The sequence below is a fragment of the Nonomuraea sp. NPDC002799 genome (assembly GCF_053592075.1).
Genome location: NZ_JBSFVA010000011.1, coordinates 53,718 through 74,524, shown reverse-complemented (window position 1 = coordinate 74,524; position 20,807 = coordinate 53,718). Strand labels below are relative to the sequence as shown.

Below are 20,807 nucleotides of genomic sequence, written 5' to 3'. Positions count from 1 at the left end.
CCGACTGGATCTTCGCTTGGGGTGGAATCAAGGCGCACGGCTCGTCAGATGGCATGTCTGCTTAGCTAGGGGTGTCTGAGTGAGGTGATCGAATTGGACCGTGTGAAACGGTCGGGCTGACCGGGACGATACATCGAGTGAGCATGCCGCTCCACAACTTCAAATCGATTGGTACTCCATGCCCGCGACGTACCCCCCTTCCTCGTTGCTGGACAAGGCTGCCGAAGCGGTTTCGCGCTTCGGCAAGTCAGCTACACCCAAGCTGCGTGGAGGTGGTGGTCCGGAGGATCAACTGCGTGCACCTTTGGAGCGACTGTTCGAGGACATGGCTGCTGCTCTTGGCGTCGCTATCACGATGATCGGTGAGAAGTCGCTTACTACGCTTGGGGTGCGCCCTGACTATGCCGTGGATGTGGCCGGCGCTCGGGTGGGATACGTGGAACTGAAGGCCCCGGGGAGGGGGGTGCCGAGCACGTGGACGCCGAACAAGCACGAGAAGGGGCAGTGGGAGAAGCTCAGCCTGCTGCCAAATGTCCTCTATACAGACGGATGCCAATGGGCCGTCTTTCGAGACGGCGAGCTGATCGGCCAGGTTGCCCGACTGGACGGTGACATCCGCAAGGTGGGGGACAAGCTAGTTCCGGCCGACGGTGAGTTCACCAGAGTCGTGTCCGATTTCGTGTTGTGGAAGCCCAACCCTCCTCGGAACATCCGCCAACTGGTGCGCGCCGTTGCCGGGCTGTGCAAGCTGCTCCGTACCGAGGTAATCGAGACCATCGGGCGCGAGCAGCGGGGCGAGGAGAAGACCAAGGTCTTCACTGACCTGACCACCGACTGGCGCTTGCTGTTGTTTCCTGGCCTTACGCACGAAGAGTTCGCCGACGCCTACGCGCAGACGGTCACCTTCGCGCTACTCCTAGCCCGCGTCGATGGGATCTCGTTTGAGGGGCGCGCGTTGAGCCAGATCGCTGCTCAGCTCGGCAAAAGCCACTCCCTGATGGGCAAGGCCTTGGCCGTTCTCACACACGAAACCGTCGAAGGCCGAAGCGTTGTGGTCGAAACGCTCAAGCGGGTGATCGGCGCCGTTGATTGGGACAAGATCAGTGACGGTTCGGCCGATTCGTACCTGCATCTCTACGAACGGTTCCTCGAGGTTTACGACTCTGACCTGCGCAAGCAGAGTGGCTCGTACTACACGCCGAACGAGATCGTCTCGTTCATGGTCCGCTTCACCGAGGACATCCTGCGGAGCAGGCTTGGCAAGGAAAACGGATTTGCCTCCGATGACGTAGTTGTTGTGGACCCGGCGATGGGAACGGGAACGTACCTGCTCAACATTGTCAACCGCGTCGCTCAGACCGTAGAGGAGGAAGAGGGGAAGGGTGCTGTCCCCGGACAACTGAAGAAACTCTTCCGACGGCTCATCGGCATGGAGCGACAAGCGGGCCCATTCGCAGTCGCCGAACTGCGCCTGAACCAGGCGATCAGAGCCGAGTACGGGGCCGAGATAGCGGAGAAAGAGCAACGGCTTTTCGTGGCTGACACGCTGGATAGTCCGTTCGAAGGCACGACACTTGAACTGGGCTCGATGTACGAGCCGATCGTGCGTTCACGACGTGGTGCTAACAAAGTGAAGCTGGAGACACCAGTTCAGGTTGTCATAGGCAACCCGCCATATCGCGAGCGCGCGAAGGGGATGGGCGGCTGGATCGAGCAGGGTGAAGAGAATACTGAGCTTGGCGTCCCGCTTCATGCCTTCAAGGCAGAAAATCGCGGCAAGTACGAATATGTCCTGTCCAACCTGTACGTTTACTTCTGGCGCTGGGCGACTTGGAAGGTTTTCGACGCCCACCCAGAGCAGCCTTCAGGCATCGTTGCCTTCATCACTACTGCGGGCTATACGCGAGGTCCTGGCTTTGCGGGCATGCGCGAATACCTCCGGCGCACAACCGATGAAGGCTGGATCATCGACCTATCGCCGGAGGGACATCAGCCTGATGTTTCAACGCGCATCTTCCCGGGCGTACAGCACCCGCTGTGTATTGGTATCTTTGCAAGGTATGGCGCGCAGGTGGCGGACATACCGGCTCAAGTTCACTATATGAAAGTCTCGGGCCGCCGCAGTGAGAAATTCGTCCGCCTCGCGGAGACGACTCTCGATGATCCAGTATGGGTCGATTGCTTGCGCGGCTGGCAAGACAGGCTTCAACCACCCGGTGGAGTCGACTGGCTGAGCTACCCTGCGCTAGGTGATCTCATGCCGTGGCAGGCCCCGGGCGTGAAACCCAATCGGACGTGGGTTTATGCTCCTTCTCCTGAGATTCTCCACTTCCGCTGGAATCGTCTCATCAAGGCGACGCAAATAGACAAAGGCGCCCTATTCAAAGAGACGCGAGATCGAACGATATCTATCATGCCCGCCGCGCTTCCCGGCTTGCCCAAGCCTGGGTGCCCGATCGCAGGAGAGTCTGACGCAATACCACGGACCGAGCGAGTCGGATATCGAAGTTTCGACCGGCAGTGGATTATCTACGACCCACGCGTGATCGACTACGCTCGTCCACCGCTATGGGAAGTGCGTAGCGCTGAGCAGGTTTTCGTGACAGAGTTTCATGCAGAGCCGGTTGATTCGGGGCCCGGGCTCATGTTCTCTGCCCTAGTGCCGGACATGCATTACTTCAAGGGCAGTGGTGGCGGACGAGTACTACCCTTCTATCGTGACAGTAGACTTGGCGTGGCGAACCTCGCCCCTGGCCTCACCCGTTATCTTTCAGCAAGACTCGATTCTGTCGTTGCAGCTGACGATATCCTCGCCTATATCGCTGCCATTACGGCACATAGCGGCTACACTAAGCGCTTCCGTGAAGGCCTTCGGACGCCCGGCGTGCGCGTGCCGCTCACGGCAGACCCCACACTCTGGAAAGCTGCCGTACAGGTTGGGAAGACGATTCTGTGGCTTCACACGTATGGGGAGCGCTTCACCAATCCAGAGGAAGGGCGCCCACTGGGGCCGCCCAGGACGGCCACTTCGGATCGGCCCAAGGTTCAGGTTGCCATACCGGGTTCGGCCGAGCAAATGCCGGACGATATCTCTTATGACGCTGAGACCCTTACCTTGCATGTCGGAGCCGGGGAGATATCGCCAGTGCGTGCTGCGGTCTGGGCCTATGAGGTCTCTGGGATGAAGGTCGTGAAGAAGTGGTTCGGCTACCGGAAGAAGAACCCCGCAGGTCGAAATTCCACGCCGCTCGACGATGTCCACTCTGACCATTGGACGGCGGACTTTACAACTGAACTACTACAACTGCTCAATGTCCTGACGCTATGTGTAGAGGGTGAGCCTAAACAAGCCGACCTGCTCGAACGCGTCTGCGCTGGACCGTTGATCACACTCGCTGATCTTGAGCAGGCTGCAGTCTTCCCGGTCCCAGCCTCAAGCCGGAAGTCTCCATCAGTGGCGTCATCAGAGAAACCCACCGTGTTTTAACTAATCGTGTCCCGTTCGAAAACACGGTTTCGTGCTGTGAGCTGGTGTTTTGCTGCGTGATAAGGGCGGTGGCTTGCGACCATCTCGAGGTGTTGTTGTCGTTGGCTTACTGGTTGGTGAGGGGCTTGTTCGGACTGCTGGCCGTGCTGATCAGCTCTGATCTGTCCAAGGATGTTGAGCTGCTGGTGCTCCGTCACGAGAAGCAGGTGCTGCGCCGTCAGTTCGGCGGCCCGTCGCGGTGGGGTCACGCCGACCGGATCTGGCTGGAGGCGTTGTCCCGGCTGATCCTCCGCTGCCGGTGGGCGGAGGTGTTCCCGGTCACCCCGGCGGCGATCTTACGCTGGCATCGCACCCTCGTGTGGCGTAAGTGGACCTTCACCGACAGGCGGCACCCGGGACGCCCTTGCAATCGTTGGCCGGTCAAGGCACTGATTGTTCGGATGACGCGGGAGAACCCGACCTGGGGGCACCGGAGAATCCAGGGCGAGTTGGTATGCCTGGGGTATCCGATCGCGGCCTCCACGCGTGGGAGATTTTGCACGCCGTCGGCATCATTCTCGCGCCTCGCCGGGCTCCCGGCTATCCATGGTATGCCTGTGATTAATCGCCTTAGGGTGACTGCGGTGCCTTTCTTGATTAGTGAGGCAGCTCGTCGACCTGCGGTTCATTGGGGAGGTCGGCATCCACCTCGATGCGTGGCGCTGGCACATGTGGTGTCGTTAGCAAGTCGGGAAGGTACTGGCCATGAGCGCGCTGCAGGTATTGGATGCCGGTGTCATTGGTGCTCTGGTAGTCGAGTGCCTGGCGGACGAAGGCCAGCCGATGCCGGGCGTCCTGGATTACTTCGGCCCACGTAACGGCGCGAACCACGAAGCCATCCCCCTCGACCACGATGCCTGGATCCCGTCCCTTCTGGTTCGCCATCTTCTCGACGGCCGGCTTGAGGGTATCGCCTACGATCCAGAACTCCCATCTGCAGTCGATACGGGCGAAGCGGGAGTCGTCGGTGACTGCGCTGGCATAGTTCTGGATCTGTGAGTATTGCTCCATGCCGACATGCACGTTGGGACGCTTCAACTCGATCACGATGTGCTCGCGATGGTTGCGGCGCTGCTCGACGACACGGCTCAGCATCATGTCGACGATGACTCGTCGGCCGTCTTCGTCCAGCACTTCGGCGGCGTCCACCTCGGCTGGCGTTAGTTCGTCTCTCCCCAACAAGTGAATGTGGTCGCGTAGTGCCGTCTTGAGCGTCACATCGTCGGCCGTAAGTGCGTACTCCTCGCGGAAGACCCAGGTTTCGGCGGCCAGGATTCGATGAAGCTGCTTGCGCTCCAGAAAGTGCTTCTTCAGATCGCGGTCAAAGACGATCTGTTCCAGCCCTGTGAGGAAGTCCAACCGATCGGTGATGTGTCGAGCGGCGGTGATGATGGCGCTGAGTGAGGTGCGTTCGATCAACTCGGTGAGCTCGGCAAGCCGATCTGGGGGCAAGTCCAGGACCTCGCGCAGGATTTCATGGACAAGCCGCGGGCTCTTCTCGATCGCTTCTCGCAGGAGCCGGAGCGATAGTTTGCGAGATCGGGCATCGGTCGTTTCTACCGCTGGCGCGGCAGCTACTGCGAGGAGGTCAAACAAGTTCCGTTCGGCACGCTCGATGACCGTGCGGGGCTCATCGGCGAAGGGGTAAGTGTGCTCATCCTTCCAGCTCTTCAGCAGGATGCTGCCGCGCTCGTTGGCCCGCTCTTTGAAGTATCTCTTCAGTTCGTCCTTGGCTGCGTCGACGATCGAGGCCAGGGGCTCTTGTCCGAGTTCTGCCAGCGCGAGATCTGCGATTGAGTCTCGGAATCCGTTCCAGGTGATGTATGCGGTGAACTCGAACCCCGGAGCCTGAATACCAGGGGGGAGCTGAAAGAGGGACGTTCCTGACGTATCACACAGGTGCAAGGAGCGCTTGACGGGCTGATTCCATTCGATCACGGTCAGGGCGATGCCGGTCAAGTCAGCGATTTCGAGCTCGGTCTCGTGGAGATTTACCTGAAGGCGTGCTGGATCGAGAAGTTGTCCCTGCCAGAGAACCTTGACGGGGTACTGCTTCAGGTAGAGGGCGAGTGTCGTCGTCAGCTCATCGACAGCCGCTTCTTGGACCAAGGTCTTCTGAGCTGTATCCGTGAGATTGGTGACCATCACACGCGTACCCGTGCTGGCGTCGGGTGCCGGGATGGGCGAACCCACGTGGAACTCTCGAAGCGCACTGCGACGTCCGGTGATCTCGAGGTGCATGCGCTGGCCTTGGACATCGTCGGCGACGGTAGTCCACTGCACCATCTCACCGATGCCGTAAGCCGCCCATCGCCCCTGTCCGTTGCGTCCATGCAGTAGCCGGCCGCCGTCGGTCTGCGTCACCGTCTTCTTCCATGAGCCGCCGAGGTGACTGAAGTACTTCTGCACCTGGTATTGGGTGATCCCTGAGCCATCGTCAGTGATCACGATGCTCTCGATCCCGCCAAGCTCGTTGGTCGCGAGTTCCACGGCAACGGTGGAGGCGTCCGCATCGAGACTGTTCCAGACCAGCTCCGCCACTCCGGAGATTGGGGACTTAATCAGTCTCTCAAGGTGATCCTGCTCAACGATAACGATCAGCTGCTCCACCCCGTGAGTCTTTCACGATTGGAAGCTAAATCCGTGGGAGACGGCACTAATGGCTCAGAATCCCCAGGTGCGGTTCGAGATAGGGGACGACCCGCGCTTTCAATCGCGAAGCGATCCATCCCGCCTAACCTCGGCTCCACCCTCGTCATTGCCCGTCTCTCCAAGCGGCTTCGGGTCATTGTGACGCATGCCTGGCCGAGGGGTTCGACGGCGTGAGTAGGCCAGCACCTTTTCCAGCAGCGGCGAGGCGCCGTCGCGCGGTAGCGGCGGGCAGCGGTGCCGGCGATGAGGTCTGATACGACGGCTGGTCAGGTTTAAATCTCAAGCTTGATCTCCCTGGTGCTTACCCTCTCGCGGCGCCCTCGGGCCAGATGACGGTCACGGGGAGGCCGCGTTTCCAGGCCTCGTTCACGACCTCGGCCGTCCCGCCCGAGCCGGTACCGGGTTGTCCGTCCCAGACGGCCACCAGCTCATCGACCGATGACAGTACGGTCTCGTTGGCGGCCTCGTACGCCTGCCGGTTGGCGTGGTCGAAGTCCATGAGACGGACGGTCTTCGCCGCCTCCATGAGCCGGTCGAACTGTTCAGTGTGATCCGGCTTCACCTTGATCTGCCGGTAGTCCCGCGATGGCAGCACCACCTCCAGCGATCCGCCGGCCGCGAGCACCGCGTCAGCGAACAGGCTGTCGGCCCCACGAGCGATGCAGGATACGCCCACGAGTTCGCCGGTGAACGAGGCAAGGTGCGCGCGGAGCGCGTCGGAGACGAGGCGGGCCGCCGCCGGGGTCAGGTTCATGTGGCCGGTCACGCCGATACGCATCATCAAGTCCTTCCTAGCTGCCGGTCCCTAGCGTGCCAGCGTCTCGCGGATGTGCTGCTGAAGAGGAGCCACGACGGGATCTCTCCGAGTCTCGATCTCAAGATAGAACTCGCGAAGCTGCACTCTGACTCTGTCGGACTGGACTTGCCCGGCAGTGTCGGCTGCGGCGTTGCCCACGGTCACGGCCTCGTCGAGGTCACCGCTGATGAGGTGGGCGTAGGCGAGCCCCACCTGATCGAGCGCGAGGCTGCGCATGCTGGAACGTTGCCGGAGCGCCACCGCTTGTCGGATGTGGTCGAGGGCGTCGCCTGCGAATTGGCTGTCGTGGTGGGCCATCTCCAGGTATCGGCCGCTGGTCACCCCGGCCAGCTCGGCGGCGTCGAAGTACGCAATCCAGTCCGGGTCGGGGTCGCGGGAACCGATCTCGCCGAATGCTTCCTCGGCGTTGCCCGTGGCGCGTTTGAAGGACTCGGGTCGGCCCATCTTGGCGTACGACCACGCCTCTCGGGTGTGCAGCATCGCGCGGAGTCGAGGTGTAGCCGTGGACCTGACTCCGTCCAGGGCGAGCCGGATCAGCTCCAGCGCGTCCTGCGGTTGGTCGAGATACAGCAGTTGCCGGGCCATGGACGCCAAGACGCTCGCGCCGAACGGCCTATCCTCGCCGGGCGTGGACGCCTGCAGAGACATGACGTAGTACTTCTGCGCTGCGGTCTGCATGCCGCAGTCCCATGACATGGTGGCGGCGATCTTCGAAAGCTGCGCCATCACATGGAACAGGCGCACGCTCACCTCATGGGGATGCCTGTCGCGCAGCAGGTCGGCCACCTCGTTGAGCTGCCCGATCACGGCCTTCCGGGCGAGCCCGCCGCCGTGCTGGTCGTCCCACGTGCGGAAGACGTTCGCCGCCTGCTCCAACTGGGCAACCTCGTCCAATCCGATCCGTCCGCTGTACTCCGACGGGGAGGGCACGGGGGGCGGGTGCGCGAGCCAGCGCTGTACCGGATCGACGAGCGGGAGCCCTGCCGTGATGGCCAGCGCCTTGAACGCTTCGCGACGGTTCAGCATGAGGTCGCTCATGGTGATGTCGTAGATGGCATCGGCTGTCGGTCCTGCTTCCCAGAGCCAAGGCAGGGAGGGTGAGGAGACCGAGTTCGCGTCGTCGACGCTGTCATCGGTCGTAACCTCCGGCAACGCCGGACGCTCAAACAGCTTAGCTTCTGGGATCTTGAATGCGCGGCAGTACAGAAGGGGATACGGATCACGAGGACGACCCTTGCCCGCTTCGTGCTGTTTAATCCTCCGCAGGACCGACTCGAACTCCGCCAAAGCGATCTCGTCACCGGCGGCTTTGAACAGGTGGACAGCCACTTGTTTCTGAGACCAGCCGCGTTGCCGGCGTTCGTGTCGAATGCGTTCGGCCCAGGCTGGCAGGCCTGTCTCGTCGGTCATGCCGTCACACCTCATCAGGGGAAGGTGACACGCTCGCGTCCCCCAGTGTCCCCCAACGCCACCTGTCCGCGCTTGGTTACTCAGCGTTGTGATGGATCTGTGCACCCGGACACAGAAATCTTCTCCTCTTGGACGGCCTGGGATGGTCGAAGCCGCTCTCGATACGGCCCCACATGCGGTGGTCTGCGCGCCACGGTGAAACTCATCTCCGCGATGATCGCCCCCTTGCCCGGCGCTGTGGAGAACGGCAGGTTGGTGCGGTTCGGCCACGCGAACCCCGTCGGCTACCTGACCTCGCGGCCGGTCATATGCATCCAGCGCATACCGGGCGGTTCGTCTCTGTTCCCCGGCGGTGCCTGAGATGGCCCAGACCGTGATCGAAGCATGGCTTGAGCTGGACATGCGTGACCGCCAGTTGGCCGTACTCCGCCTCACCTACCCGCAGTGGGCGATCTCCTACGAACTCGCCTCGACCGGTTGGATCTGGCGGGCCGCGCCGTCTTGGCAGCTCTCGGTGGAAATGTTGGCCGCCGGGCTGCGGCCACGGCTGGAGCGCGAAAACCCTGTCGCCCTCATGGCGGAGTTGAGCAATCAGATGGCAATCATCCACGACATGACCGGCCGTCGCCCGTGAAGCCTCCTCGACCCGTCGTCGCGTGCGGCTTCGGCGGGTCGGGGAATCCAGGCTGGGCCCGGCGCCCGGCAACAACGAAGCAACTACCCGAGGAGACCCCCATGGTTAGCGCACAGAGGCTGTTCGAGCCCGACCTGTACGCGATGGACGTGGAAGAGTCCAAGTTCACGCAGCTCGAAGGCACGGGCCTGGAGCACGCGCCGATCGCGGACGGCGACGACTACGCCGTCCGCGACAAGGGCCGCCCCGCCGTCGAGATCCGCAGGGCCGGCGACGACTTCCGCAAGCTCGGTGCGGTCGTCAGCCAGAGAAGGCCCGACAGCAGAGAGCAGCCGTCGGACAAGGTGGACCTGCACGACATCGACGTGGACGAGGACAGGTTCGAGCTGGTCAAGGGCACGGGCCTGGAGTACGCCACGATCGGGGACGGCGACGACTACGCGGTGCGCGACGTGGAGCACCCGGGCGACATTCGCAGGCCCGGCGACGACTGGCGCAAGCTCGGCACGATCCTCTGACGCCAGCCCGTGGAACGCCCTGGGGGCACGCGATTCGACGCCTCTGGACACGGGGCCCGTTAGCAGGCGGGGCGGTTGGCCGAACCACACCCGGTCTCCGTGTCCGGCCGCCGCGCCACCCGGAAGTGATCTACGTGCAACTCAAGTGGGAACCATACATTCTCAGATCGGATGTCTTCGTGTGGGTACAGGAGTCCTCATGCTGCGGCGCATACACGCTGCTCCACGAAGGCCGCGAGGGCGTTGTGACGCGGTGGAGCAGAGACGGGAAACGCATGGAGACCGGCAGAGGCCCGCACCTCAAAGCCCTCCTCGTGTGGAACCACCTGGTGGGCTGTCACCTCCACTACCACCACGAGAAGCGCAAGCGCCGGGTGGCGTCGTGACCGTCATCCAGTGGATCGGCCTGGTGTGGGGACCTCTCACCTTGCTGGGCATCCGCCCGGCCCTGGTCTCCAGGGCCCTGCTCGCCGAGCGCGACCCTTCGCAGATGTGCCAGGGCTGCCGGGCGCGACACCGGACGTACTTGCACAGGGAACGCGAGTATCTCGACGCCTACGGCCCGGCCGGGCCGCCGCTGATGATCCTCGCGTCCGCCGCGCTGTGGTGGACCACTCCGCTGCTGCCCATCCTGCGCTGCTCAGGTATCGGCTCCAGGGGAACGCCGCGACCGTGACGGCCCAAGCAGTCGAGCAGGTGGTGACACACCCTGTACCGGGTTACCGATTCGACCTCCCCGATGTAGTCCCACCAGGGCTCAGCGCCGAGCAAGGCAGTGTGCATGTCATCGAGTCGCTGTCGGAAGTCGTCGTCGGAATTCGTCGTCGGAGAATTCACCGACGACTACCTGGAGTTGCAGAAGCCAATTGGTGGGTTGATGCCGCCATGGTGCTGAACTGGGAGGATCGTGGGTCAGCCGAAGAGACGATGGCATGCGATGTTGCGCACCTGGAACTCACGTTTGTGAGAGGGGAACAACTCGTCGCACTTCATGTCGATCAGCGATGGGCTTCTACCGCGGGAGATATCCGGCGAGGCTGGACGAGGATCGCTCGGTGCGCGCTTGGATCGAGGGCTCGACTGGGGAGAATGGCGGTCGGCTGCAGAACTGGCCAGCGGCGGTGGGCGTAGAAGTTTATGGCGGCCGTGCGACTCATTGATGTGTGGACGGTTCCTGGCCACGCCCACGTGCTTGGCGCTGCCCCTCCCGTCGTCTCCCTTTCCGATTCTGTGGGGCAGCGCCAGTGACACCGGTGCGGAGGAGGTGTGCGACTTATGCCACGGCAGAGTAGCGACGTCATGGCCGGTGACGTCTCGCAGAGTGTCCACAGCTTGAGGTGAAGAGTCCTGCTGGCCGCCGGATTTGACTGTCCCAGCGCCGCCCAGCGTCATCGCGGCGGCTATGACGGCGGCGGCTCCGCCCGCCGGCAGCAGAGTCTTGACGTGCACTCGTCCACGCAGTCCACGTGGTCGTTCACCCCTGTCGGGCATCCCGGCTCCCCGATGCTCGTGATCATTACGGTGCGTAGCGTACCGGCGGCGCTTCGAGCCTTCTGCGGGCTTTGATCTTCCCTTGCTGATTCATGGCGTTGGCAACCATGCGGGTCGACGGGTGACTGTATCCCTGTAGCGGCGACCGCTTCTATGGCGCCTGTCAGGGCTGACGTTGGGCTTCTCCAGGTGCAGACGCTTCTGGCAGGGTTTTCGCATCGCGTCAGGTCGGTGCCGGAGTGGGGATGCGCGTTCTCCGCTGTGGGAAGTGGCGCCTCGGAAGAGGAGCGATCTTGTCTCATGAGGCTTACTGGTCGGATACCAAGCAGGGGCGATTAGCTTACGGTAGTGTTGTGGGTACTTTACGTTACCAAGGTGTCTGGAGCGTCGATGCGCCTGCCCCTGCTGATCACCAGTGCTGGCCTTGGTGCCAGTCTCGTTCTCGCAGCGCTTCCGGCCCACGGTGCTGCCCGGCCTAACGGTGTATTCCTTGCCGTTACGGCGCATGGAGGTAGCACCCTGAGGGCGGTCGGCATGCAGTGTCCAGGCCTGACGCAGGGTCACCCCTACGGTGAGGCTGTGTGCGCCGTAATCGATGCCGTTGACGGAGACTTCGAGCGTCTTCCTGGCAATCCACGCCGCCGGTGCACCGATGAGCACGCCCCGGTCACAGCGACGATGAACGGTTTGTGGCGGAACCGGATAATCGGCTGGAAGGAGACCTTTCCCAACGCCTGTGAGCTCTACGCCAAGACGGGTCCAGTCTTCCGCTTCTGACGGGTCCACGGTCGCAGTCGGCATGTGCCGGCCAGTTGGCTGGTTGCTCACGGATCGGCTCGTTAGGGAGTCGTCGAGGCGCTTGGCGTCCATGGTGGTGTGTTGTTCTGCTGGGACGGCCAGGGGTGGGAGTGGATTTCTGCCTGGCGTCCTAGTCGTGGTGAGGCAGCAGGTAGGCGGCGCTCAGGTCGGGGCTTGCGGTGTGTGCCCGCCCGGCAGTCCCAGGGCATGGGCTGACCTGGTCAGCGTCCCCGTCGGCGAGATCGATTCGCTCGGTTTCGTCACTTGCTGGCCTCGTATCCATCGACATGGTGCTGTTCGAGAATCGTGTCTGGCACGCGGATGGTCTGTACGCTTCCGGCTGTGCTCGCCTGGTGGCGATGGTGCGGTGCGGTTATCGCTGGCTCGGCGCTTTCGACGACCCCGGCTCCGGACTGTTAAGGAGTCTCGGCCTTGCAAGACGCTGGCGGCATCTTCAGAAATGACGTGAAGTAATACCCAGCAGGCTTGAGAAGGTGTTCGCCTTCACCGCCGTGCAATGCGGAATACCAGCCCGGCTGACGCTGCTTTCCACGACGCGCTTGCTGGAGTGATTCGGCCTCTGGCCTTGAAGCACGTAGCGGGTCATGGACCTGGGCACCGGTCCCCGTGATCGCCCCTGCCCGTGGCGGGGTTCGTCGCCTCTGTGTCATCGCCGTCGGCCGTGAACCGGGGTGCTGGAATAAGGCACGGAGTTCAGCACGATTTCAAGTCTTTGTGATGTGCATTCTGTTTCCGTGGCGTGATGCGAAGGGTGCGGTGGTAGATCAGTTGGCGTAGTCAAACCCCTCTGGAGGAGCCTGGTGATTCGGGAATGCCTTCCATGCCACTGGAAGCGCGAAAATTCCGGGTTTTTGGGTCGATTTATCACCGCTGGCGCGTTGATGGTCGTTTTGCTGGCTGGCCCCAGCGTGGCTATGGCGCGTGCGGAGCCGTATTGTCCCTCGGAGTCGGTCCCGGAGCAGGGGCACCAGATGTTCGACATTGACAAGCTGTGCACACTGGTATACGGGGACCTAACACAGGGCCGGGTAATCGATCTCGAAAAGCGGCTGGGGGAGTCTCAGCGCGTGCCGGCGGAGACGGCGTCATCTCCGAGGCCCCGGGTGCGCTCGACGCCGAAAGGCTCGCTTCCCAGGAAGAAGCCGTCCACGCCAGGGCCTGCGCCAGCGCCAGCGGCGAGTACGCATAGAGGGGGAGACGAGCCACGCAGGCAACTGGAGGCGGTGTCGCGGCCAGATCGGCCGTCGAGATCTGTCTCTGGCAGAGGTCATAACGTCAGGCGTATCGATCGTCGGCACGGTCAGCGCAAGGACTCGCGCACGCCGTGGCGTCATGGTCGCGTTAGTCCAACTTCTCCGCCGTTGCCCTTCCCGTCATCTGCGTCGTCTCCTTCGCCTGCGGCGACTGGCGGCGAGGCCCATGCGGCGGGTCGGCGGGCTGGGGGTTCGTCCGATGTCTGGGGGTCGCTGGCCGCCGCGTTGGTGTTCGGGTTGGTAGTCATGCTGTTGGGCGCTGTGCTGATCGTCCGTCGCCGCTGGCCGAGGTCCGCCGCAGGCGCGGGCTCTTCGGCCAGGCTTGCTATCGGGCGCTCGGGCGGCAGGGCAGACGGCGGTTTGGTGACTGTTGTCTCCTCGAAGGCGCCGGTGATCGACGCCGTCGTGGCGGAGTCCGTTGCTGACGACTGCCACACCGAAGAAGCAGAAGAGAAGGCCGATGAGGCGGCGGAAGTCGATGTGCCTGGGCTGGGCAAGGCCGAGGGAGACGCTGGTGAGCCGGGCGTCGCAAACTCGGAGGGCGCGACATTGGATGCTCCTTCCACGGTGCTGACGGCGTCCGGATTTGTGGCGGCGCGGGGGAAGGCGAAGGCCGAGGTGCTGGGAGCGCCGCGGTTGTCGTATGGCGGGGCGGAGGTCTCTTTCGGTCGTGTGGAGGCGTCTGATCTGTTCGCGTTGCTGTCGACGTCACGGGAGGGGGTGTCGACGGAGGGCATCATCGACACCCTGTGGGCGGGCGATGGTGAGCGTGGCGGGCGCCTGTTGGAATCGGCGGTTCGGCAGCTCAACCAGGTGATGCGGCAGGCGTCTGGTCTTGCGGTGGAGGTGAAGTTCACGGTGAAGGCGCGGCAGCGGCGCCAGTTGGCGGGCGCGTACTTCGATGTGGACTTCTGGCGGTTCGAGGATGCCTTCGTCCGGGCGGGCACCGCGAAGGAGGGGCTGGCTCGGCTTGCCGCGTTGCACGAGATGCTGGCTTTGTATCGGGGGCCGTTGCTGGCTGGGCGTGATGATCTGTGGGTTGTCCCGCTGCGGCAGGCCGCTCAGCGGCAGGCGGTTGATGCGACTGAGCGGCTGGCCGAGCTAGTGCGTGTGAGCGATCCGGATCAGGCGTTGGATGTCTTGCGGCTGGCTGTGGAGCGCATCGACCCGCACAGCGAGATGTTGTGGTGTCTGCTGATGACGATTCAGGGCGAGCTGGGGCGCCAGCTTGCGGGACGGCGATCGTTCGAGCTGCTGCGGGAGCGGCTGGCGGAGATCGACGCGGTGCCGAGCCCGCATGCTCGCCAGGTGTACGAGCGATTCGTGCGTTAGCCAGGGTCTGTGGGCGGCGAGTTGGCGGCGTATTTCTGGTGTGCAGGAGCGAGCACGAGCCTGGTTACATGTACCAAGCTCTGATCTTGAGCGTGTACGCCTGCACTAACGGGCGATCGTGGCGCCCCGATCCTGCGGCCAGGGCCTTATCCGTCTCCTTTGTGGAGGGTGTGCTGGTCGCGCGGGGTGTAGGTGGCGAGCATGGCGGGGGTGAGCAGGTGGGTGGACTGGGTGCCATAGATGCGGGCCAGGAGGCGCAGTGTGTGGGCGGAGGGTCGCCGGCCCGCATCGGGCCAGGTCTCGTGGTCGTAGAGGCGGGATTCGCGGAGTCCTGCGCCGGTGGTGTTGGCGAGGTGGTGGTAGGCGGTCACGGTTTGGGCGGCGGTGAGGCCGGCGGCGTGGCGGTAGAGGCGTAGTGGGGTGGCAGGGTGGTCGAGGCTGAGGATGACGGCGATCTGGTCGATGGTGAAGCCGTGCTGGCGCAGGTATCGGCTGCGGCGGCGGCAGTCGAGAAGTGTCTGGTAGCCGGTGCCGGACATTGGGTGATGTCCTCTCTTGTTCAGGTCGTGGGGGCGCGTTGGTGTCCCGTGGTCATGGGGTTGGGGGACGGTAGGTGGGCTGGGTCGAGGGGCTCAAGCTTCTGCGTGGGGTGATCGTCGGGATCCGGGTGGGCGTGAGGTGGGTGGCGCGGGTGGCGTTGGTGCTGGTCAGGAGCGGTGCGGGGTGGGGTTGCTGGTTGGGGGTGTGATTTGGGCGGCGAGGTGGGTGATCGTGCTGGTCGCTCCTGGACGGTCTGGGGGCGTGACCGGAAAGGGACGGCCAGCATGGATCACCGCACGCACCACATCTCGGGCGAGCCGAGCCGCCTCCTTTCGCCGCGGGCGTACCCGGAGTCGCTGGTGGAGGAGTTTCCGGATCTGGCGCCGGGGTTGGTGATATCGACGTTTCGTTCGCGTCCGCTGTGGGGTGGGATGGCTTGGCGGCGAGCGTTCCCGGGGCGGGCTGATCAGTCGGCTCCCGCGCGTCGCATGGTGGGCCGGTTGCTGGCCGACACCGGCCGGATGGAGGATGCGCGGTGGGTGGCGGCCGAGTTGGTCAGCAACGCGCTGCGGCATTCGCGTTCGGGGCAGGCGCGGGGGTTCTTCGTGGTGGAGGTGTTGCGCGGCGCGGATGTGGTCCGGATCGTGGTGTATGACCTGGGTGGCGGTCTGGTCCCGGACTTTTCAAGAACGCCCGGCTCGTCACCTGAGCTGGCCGAGCACGGGCGCGGCTTGGCCGGGGTGGCTGAGTTGGCGGTCCGGGTGGGGGCGGCGGGTGATGCGGTCACCGGGCATGCGGTGTGGGCCGAACTCGCTCTCACTGGCACGACTGCCCGAGTGGCCCGAAGAGCCGACGGGGCTCCGGTGGTCTCAGAGGTCGAGGCGTTCGACTTGGGCGCGCAGGTACCGGAGCTGGGCTATAGGCCAGAGTTGGCATCTGCCGCTCTGACCGCGCGGGAGACACTCCGCCCCGTGGCCTGCCAGAATCTTGCGCCCATGATGCGCGAGGAGACCGCGTGTGACGTGCCGGGCAGCATTCCGGACGCCTTGATGGCCTCGGTGAGTAGACCGGGCTCTGATGGCGGGGAGGTGGTTGTTGGCGTGCGCCTTTCCGGGCCCTTGCTGGAGGTCGTGGTGAGGCAGGGTGGGGATCGGGTGTCCGCGTTCGGGCAGGAGTCGTGGGCGCAGCAGGCGCTGGCCTGGCTGCGCCGGGAATGGCCTGATTGGGCCTTCCTGGTAGTGCGGTATCAGTGGCTCGCGTTGCGCGGCAAGCATGTCGTGATCAGTGCGACCGGCCCGGAGGAACTGCGTCAGGCACTGCCACCGATCCCGGTCAAGCCCACTCCGACAGAGCCAGCCTCGGCCGAGTCCGCCTCGTCTGCTTCTGCCCCGATCGAGCACGGTGCGACGGAGATCGGCCTGTTGGCGACGGACCTGGATGGGGCTCGTACGAGGCGGAGCGTGTCACCGCCTCCGGCATTGGGTGCGGGTGCGGGTGCGGCTTGTGGGGGTGATGGTGCGGGGGCGGGGTTGAGTGACACGCTGACGGCCGTTGCGCCGCCGTTGGGGGTGCTGGCCGCCGAACGGTCGGGGACGGGTACATGGGCGGTTGCTGCCGCTGACCGGCACGGATGGCGTGGCGGCCCCCAGGGGTGGTCGTGGTGGACATGGGGCAAGCGGCGGGACCGCTCGCGAGCCGGGGAAAGCGGTTGTCCGATGGGCCGGGACCGGCCATTGGGCCGGGAGAAGCCGCGTCATCGCCGGGTTCGGTTGAAGCTCACTGCAGTGGCCGCCGTTCCCGCGTGAGGCCGGAACGGTCCCCGGCGTGATGGGCGGGCTTGACACCTGGTGTGCAGGTGGGCGTCGATATCCATCCGCCCACCTGATGCGGAGGACCGCTGGGCGGGCGGATCAGGATGGGTCCGCCTCGCGTAGGAGGCGAGGCGGGCCAATCGCCTGCGGACCGGAGACGGCCGTCTAGCTTCATCTGCGGCGTTCGGCGTGAAGGGGTGCTGGGCAGGCGGATTAGGGTGGTTGGCCTCGCATCTGGAGAGGTGAGCCGACCCGCACCCTTGTCCTCCGGGTCGGCCTCAAGCCGACCAGGTTGATGCGCGGATGGGGGCAGATTTCCGTACTGGAAATTGGGATAGCGTTCGCTTGCGCGTTTTAGATCGCTACCCCGCAAAGATGCTGTTTTAGCACGTCACAGCGTTTTCGGATGGTGTGTCGGATGCCCCGACTCGTCTAAGGACGACTCCCTTGAATATGTGTGCGGGTTGGTTGGCGTGCTGCGTGGTTCTTTGCCGGTGTGGTTCCCATCGTCTGCTGCTTCCCGTCTCCTCTTGCTGATGTTCGTGCCGTGGCCTGCTGGCGGGTGCCGATTCGGCCGGCCCTGGTGAGGCTCCTGCCGAGAGGGTCTTGGGCGAGCAGGTTCTCTTCGCCGCCTGCCGCCTGCCGCCTGCCGCCTGCCGCCTGCCGCCTGCCGCCTGCCGCCTGCCGCCTGCCGCCTGCCGCCCGCCGCCCGGCGGCGGCGGCGTTGTGCATAGGCATGGGTGGCCGGGGCCGTTTGCTTCCCGTAGGCCGGGTTAGGCGGGGGCGGGCGTGTCGGTCACGTCCATGCCGTCCATGCCGTCCGTGGTCGGGGCCGGTGGTGGTCAGGCCGCGTAGGTGGGCGGCGTCCACGGTGATGTCGTCGGTGGCGGTGATGGTGTGGGCCATGCGGTTCCTTTTCGCTTCCCCCGGCGCGTCATTCCGGCGTATTTGTCGGCGGCGGTTCATCGCCTAATTTCATGGACGCTCGATCGCGTATGAATGTCAAACCGGACGCGTATTAATCTGCGAGATTCCGCTTATCGTGAATCGGGCATTCGTGTGTCGTTCGCCATTGTTCGGTGAAAGGCGTGAAGGGCTGGGCCGGTCGCTGATGTCAAGCCGATGCGCCGATTTTGTCGCGAGATGTTTCCGCAGATCGGCGGTCGGTTTATTAGGTTAGCCTCTCCAGCCGTTGCGGTGACACAAAATGTGGTCCGGTCGACTTGCCAGCCTCGTGTTATGCGAGGGATGGTCGACACGCAAACGAAAAACACCGGCCCGAAAGGGGTCGGGGGAATGCGACCGGAAAGGGCGTCACGCAATGGCTATTACCGCACCGGGAAAGACCGCCGTCGAAACCATTTCTACCGGCAATGTCAATGACAGCGAGACCGCCGTTATCACCCCCGCCGCCGCGCCCGTGACGGCCCCTGAGGGCCTCAGCATCGCCACCCCGGACGCTGACGCCACGGCGGGTGTGGATGCGCGGGTGGGGGCGGTGTGGGCGGCGCTGAACGCTGAGCCGGGCGCATCGGCCACGGTGATCGGGGCGGCGGCCGGGCTGAGCCGGATGGTGGCGGGCAAGATCCTCAGCCAGCTCGAAGCCGAGGGGCGGGCCCGCCGCGAGCCGGGTACGAACGACGGGCAGACGCGGGGCCGCGCCGCTGACCGGTGGTACCCGATCGCCGCCGACACGTCCGCTCCGGACAGCCCGGATGTCGAAGTGTCGGACACCGCGCCCGCCGTGCCGGACGCTGACACTCCCGACGCTGACATCCCGGTGGGTGACGCCGTGCCCGCATCGGACGAGGAGGTGCACCCGGCCGTCATCGATTCGGCCGATCCTGCCCCGGTGGCCGAGCCGATCGACGAAGAGGGCCTGATCGAGGAGGCGCATGGTCGGCCCGAGAGTCTGACCGGCGAGGAAGCGCCCGGCGAGGAGTCGGACCGGGCTCACAGCGAACTCATGTCGGTTCCCGACGCTGACGTGTCTGAGCTGGTGTCTGAGCCGGTGGCGGATGATCCGGCCTGGGAGCGCGTGCAGACCGAGCTGGCGGAACTGACGGATCTGTTCGGCGGGGTAGTCATGGCCAAAAAGGAGGGTAACGCCGTGATGGCGTTGGGGTGTCTGGAGATGGCGATGGCGAGGATCGCTTCGGTGCACCGGAACGCGCGGGCGGTGCTGACCGGTGCCGCCGCTGCCCCGGCCCGTCCGGCGTCCGGTGCCCGGCCGGGCAGTGCCAGCGGTGTGGGGGGTGGGGTGCGGCCGGGGGCGTTGCGGGATCGGGCGCACGCGCACCTGATCGAGTTCCCCGACAAGGACTTCACCCCGTACGAGATCGGAAAGGTGCTCGACGCCTCATCTGGTGCGGTGGCCAACGCGTTGGACCGCCTCGTCAACCTCGGTCACGCGGTGCTGACCTGTGAGCGGCCCCGCAGGTTCGCCCTCACCCCCACCGGCAACCCCGCCCAGGTCCCAACCGAGCCCGGCACGCCCGCCGAGGCGGCGGACACCTACAGCGGCTGAGCCTGGGGTTCGGGCGGGCCACCCCGCACCGGCCCGCCCGGACCCGTAACCCGGCCGGTCACCCTACCGACCCCCACCGAAACCCACGGCCCACCCCACCCTCGGGGCTCTCGCACCGGGCGGCAACACCGCCCGGCCCACCCTGCTCGGTCCGCCCTGGCCACCATCGATCACCGGTCCACCGGTCCCAACGCTGAGGGGCCGCACCCGACCGCCCCTATCCGTCATCGCGTCTGTTTCGCCTGCCCGCACATCAGAACCACACATCAGAAAGGCCCTGTCATGGCTCACGAGATCGAGATTTTCGCCAACGGTTCGGCTGGGTTCGCCGCCGCCGGTAAGCCGGGCTGGCACGGCCTCGGTTACACCGCGCCCGGCCCGATGACCGCCGAGGAACTGCTGTCCAATGCCCAGCTCGCCGGGTGGAACGTGCGTAAGGTGCCGGTCGGTCAGGTCACCGACCCCGTCACCGGACAGCTGGTCACCACGGACGAGGACTTCCTCGTGGTGCGTACCAACCCCGTCACCGGGCAGCCCGAACGGCTCGGCCGCGTCGGCAAAGAGTATGAGGTGCTGCAGAACGAGGACGTCACCACTTTCCTGCAGACCCTCGTGGACGAATCCGGGGCGGTGTTCGACACCGGCGGTTCGCTGAACAACGGGCGGCGGATCTTCGTCACCATGCGGCTGCCCGAGCCGCTCATGGTCGGCGGGTTCGACCAGGTCGACCTCTATCTCGCGGCGTTCTCCCGGCATGACGGGTGGGGTTCGTTCGTCACCGTCGCTACCCCGGTCCGGGTGGTCTGTGCGAACACCGAACGGGCCGCGTTGGCCAATCACGCGTCGAAGTTCACGGTCCGTCATACGGGCCGGATGGCGGGGCGCATCGCCGAGGCACGCGATGCGCTGAAACTGACGTGGCGGCATGGTCAGGCGTTCGCCGCCGAGGCCGAGAAGCTGCTCGCGGTGCCGATGGATGTGAAGGAGTTCCGGCAGTTCGCCGCCCGTCTCCATCCCCTCCCGTCGGACGCCAAGGAATTGGCGAAGCGCAATCACGATCTGACGATGCGGGATCTGGAGTACCTGTTCGCGCAGGCTCCGACCCAAGAGCCGATCCGTAACACGCGCTGGGCCGCGTACAACGCGGTGACCGAGCGGCTAGATCACAAGAGCCCGGTGTTCGGCAGCCGCGATGTGGCGACGGTGCGGGCGGAGCGGGCCCTGCTGGATGACCACGACAACGCCAAGCTCAAGGCTCGCGCGTTCCGGCTCCTGGCCACCGCCTGACCCACAATCCCGGCGTCCTGTACGGCCCCGGCGCGGGCCGTATCGGACGCCAGGCCGACCAACCCGGGCCGGTCACACAGGCACCTGCCTCGATCCCGGGTTGCCCGGCAGACGCCGGGCTGCCCCGGGTCCGGGTCCGGGGCTCCCGACCGGCCGATGCCCCACCCTCCCGTACGTCACCAACCGCTAC

Annotated in this window: 13 protein-coding genes; 9 read left to right on the top strand and 4 right to left on the bottom strand. The window is 64.8% G+C overall.

Annotated features, from left to right (window positions below):
* Positions 1-205 precede the first annotated feature (205 nt).
* Positions 206-3,487 (top strand): type ISP restriction/modification enzyme, encoded by a 3,282-nt coding sequence (locus ACWD0F_RS21270; protein WP_449877935.1) that lies wholly within the window; start codon positions 206-208, stop codon positions 3,485-3,487.
* Between the two features lie 636 nt (positions 3,488-4,123).
* Here the strand turns inward: ACWD0F_RS21270 and ACWD0F_RS21265 are convergent.
* From ACWD0F_RS21265 to ACWD0F_RS21255, 3 genes are all read right to left on the bottom strand, one after another.
* A complete protein-coding gene (locus ACWD0F_RS21265) occupies positions 4,124-6,136 on the bottom strand; it encodes an ATP-binding protein (protein ID WP_449877933.1) in 2,013 nt (670 codons plus the stop codon).
* A 343-nt stretch (positions 6,137-6,479) separates the two neighbouring features.
* Positions 6,480-6,959 (bottom strand): hypothetical protein, encoded by a 480-nt coding sequence (locus ACWD0F_RS21260; RefSeq protein WP_449877931.1) that lies wholly within the window; start codon positions 6,957-6,959, stop codon positions 6,480-6,482.
* A gap of 24 nt (positions 6,960-6,983) precedes the next feature.
* Positions 6,984-8,405, bottom strand: coding sequence for a helix-turn-helix domain-containing protein (locus ACWD0F_RS21255; RefSeq protein ID WP_449877929.1), 1,422 nt, complete (start codon positions 8,403-8,405; stop codon positions 6,984-6,986).
* A gap of 361 nt (positions 8,406-8,766) precedes the next feature.
* Here ACWD0F_RS21255 and ACWD0F_RS21250 point away from each other — a divergent pair, with 361 nt between their 5' ends.
* The 5 genes from ACWD0F_RS21250 to ACWD0F_RS21230 all read left to right on the top strand — a co-directional run bounded on the left by ACWD0F_RS21250 (position 8,767) and on the right by ACWD0F_RS21230 (position 14,452).
* Positions 8,767-9,039, top strand: a complete 273-nt coding sequence (locus ACWD0F_RS21250; protein ID WP_449877927.1) for a hypothetical protein — start codon at positions 8,767-8,769, stop codon at positions 9,037-9,039.
* 101 nt (positions 9,040-9,140) lie between these two features.
* The gene (locus ACWD0F_RS21245; RefSeq protein ID WP_449877925.1) at positions 9,141-9,557 is read left to right on the top strand and encodes a hypothetical protein; all 417 of its coding nucleotides are present in this window, start codon (positions 9,141-9,143) and stop codon (positions 9,555-9,557) included.
* A gap of 382 nt (positions 9,558-9,939) precedes the next feature.
* Positions 9,940-10,233: a hypothetical protein gene (locus tag ACWD0F_RS21240; RefSeq protein ID WP_449877924.1), complete on the top strand. Its 294-nt coding sequence runs from the start codon at positions 9,940-9,942 to the stop codon at positions 10,231-10,233.
* A 1,205-nt stretch (positions 10,234-11,438) separates the two neighbouring features.
* Positions 11,439-11,825, top strand: a complete 387-nt coding sequence (locus ACWD0F_RS21235) for an SSI family serine proteinase inhibitor (protein WP_449877923.1) — start codon at positions 11,439-11,441, stop codon at positions 11,823-11,825.
* Between the two features lie 1,556 nt (positions 11,826-13,381).
* Entirely contained in the window at positions 13,382-14,452 is a 1,071-nt protein-coding gene (locus ACWD0F_RS21230) for an AfsR/SARP family transcriptional regulator (protein WP_449877922.1), read from the top strand.
* Positions 14,453-14,598: 146 nt separating this feature from the next.
* Here ACWD0F_RS21230 and ACWD0F_RS21225 read toward each other — a convergent pair whose 3' ends face one another.
* A complete protein-coding gene (locus tag ACWD0F_RS21225; RefSeq protein ID WP_449877920.1) occupies positions 14,599-14,991 on the bottom strand; it encodes a hypothetical protein in 393 nt (130 codons plus the stop codon).
* Positions 14,992-15,276: 285 nt separating this feature from the next.
* Here ACWD0F_RS21225 and ACWD0F_RS21220 point away from each other — a divergent pair, with 285 nt between their 5' ends.
* From ACWD0F_RS21220 to ACWD0F_RS21210, 3 genes are all read left to right on the top strand, one after another.
* On the top strand, positions 15,277-16,797 hold the full coding sequence (locus ACWD0F_RS21220) for an ATP-binding protein (RefSeq protein ID WP_449877918.1): 1,521 nt from the start codon (positions 15,277-15,279) through the stop codon (positions 16,795-16,797).
* 1,327 nt (positions 16,798-18,124) lie between these two features.
* On the top strand, positions 18,125-19,330 hold the full coding sequence (locus tag ACWD0F_RS21215; RefSeq protein WP_449877916.1) for a hypothetical protein: 1,206 nt from the start codon (positions 18,125-18,127) through the stop codon (positions 19,328-19,330).
* Between the two features lie 282 nt (positions 19,331-19,612).
* Positions 19,613-20,617, top strand: a complete 1,005-nt coding sequence (locus ACWD0F_RS21210) for a DUF932 domain-containing protein (protein WP_449877914.1) — start codon at positions 19,613-19,615, stop codon at positions 20,615-20,617.
* The last annotated feature ends 190 nt before the right edge of the window (positions 20,618-20,807 follow it).

Excerpts from the sequence above, each read along its gene's own strand:
- ACWD0F_RS21260 (WP_449877931.1), bottom strand. The coding sequence starts at position 6,959 with ATGATGCGTATCGGCGTGACCGGCCACATGAACCTGACCCCGGCGGCG.
- ACWD0F_RS21255 (WP_449877929.1), bottom strand. The coding sequence starts at position 8,405 with ATGACCGACGAGACAGGCCTGCCAGCCTGGGCCGAACGCATTCGACAC.
- ACWD0F_RS21250 (WP_449877927.1), top strand. The coding sequence starts at position 8,767 with ATGGCCCAGACCGTGATCGAAGCATGGCTTGAGCTGGACATGCGTGAC.
- ACWD0F_RS21245 (WP_449877925.1), top strand. The coding sequence starts at position 9,141 with ATGGTTAGCGCACAGAGGCTGTTCGAGCCCGACCTGTACGCGATGGAC.
- ACWD0F_RS21235 (WP_449877923.1), top strand. The coding sequence starts at position 11,439 with ATGCGCCTGCCCCTGCTGATCACCAGTGCTGGCCTTGGTGCCAGTCTC.
- ACWD0F_RS21225 (WP_449877920.1), bottom strand. The coding sequence starts at position 14,991 with ATGTCCGGCACCGGCTACCAGACACTTCTCGACTGCCGCCGCCGCAGC.
- ACWD0F_RS21220 (WP_449877918.1), top strand. The coding sequence starts at position 15,277 with ATGGATCACCGCACGCACCACATCTCGGGCGAGCCGAGCCGCCTCCTT.
- ACWD0F_RS21215 (WP_449877916.1), top strand. The coding sequence starts at position 18,125 with ATGGCTATTACCGCACCGGGAAAGACCGCCGTCGAAACCATTTCTACC.
- ACWD0F_RS21210 (WP_449877914.1), top strand. The coding sequence starts at position 19,613 with ATGGCTCACGAGATCGAGATTTTCGCCAACGGTTCGGCTGGGTTCGCC.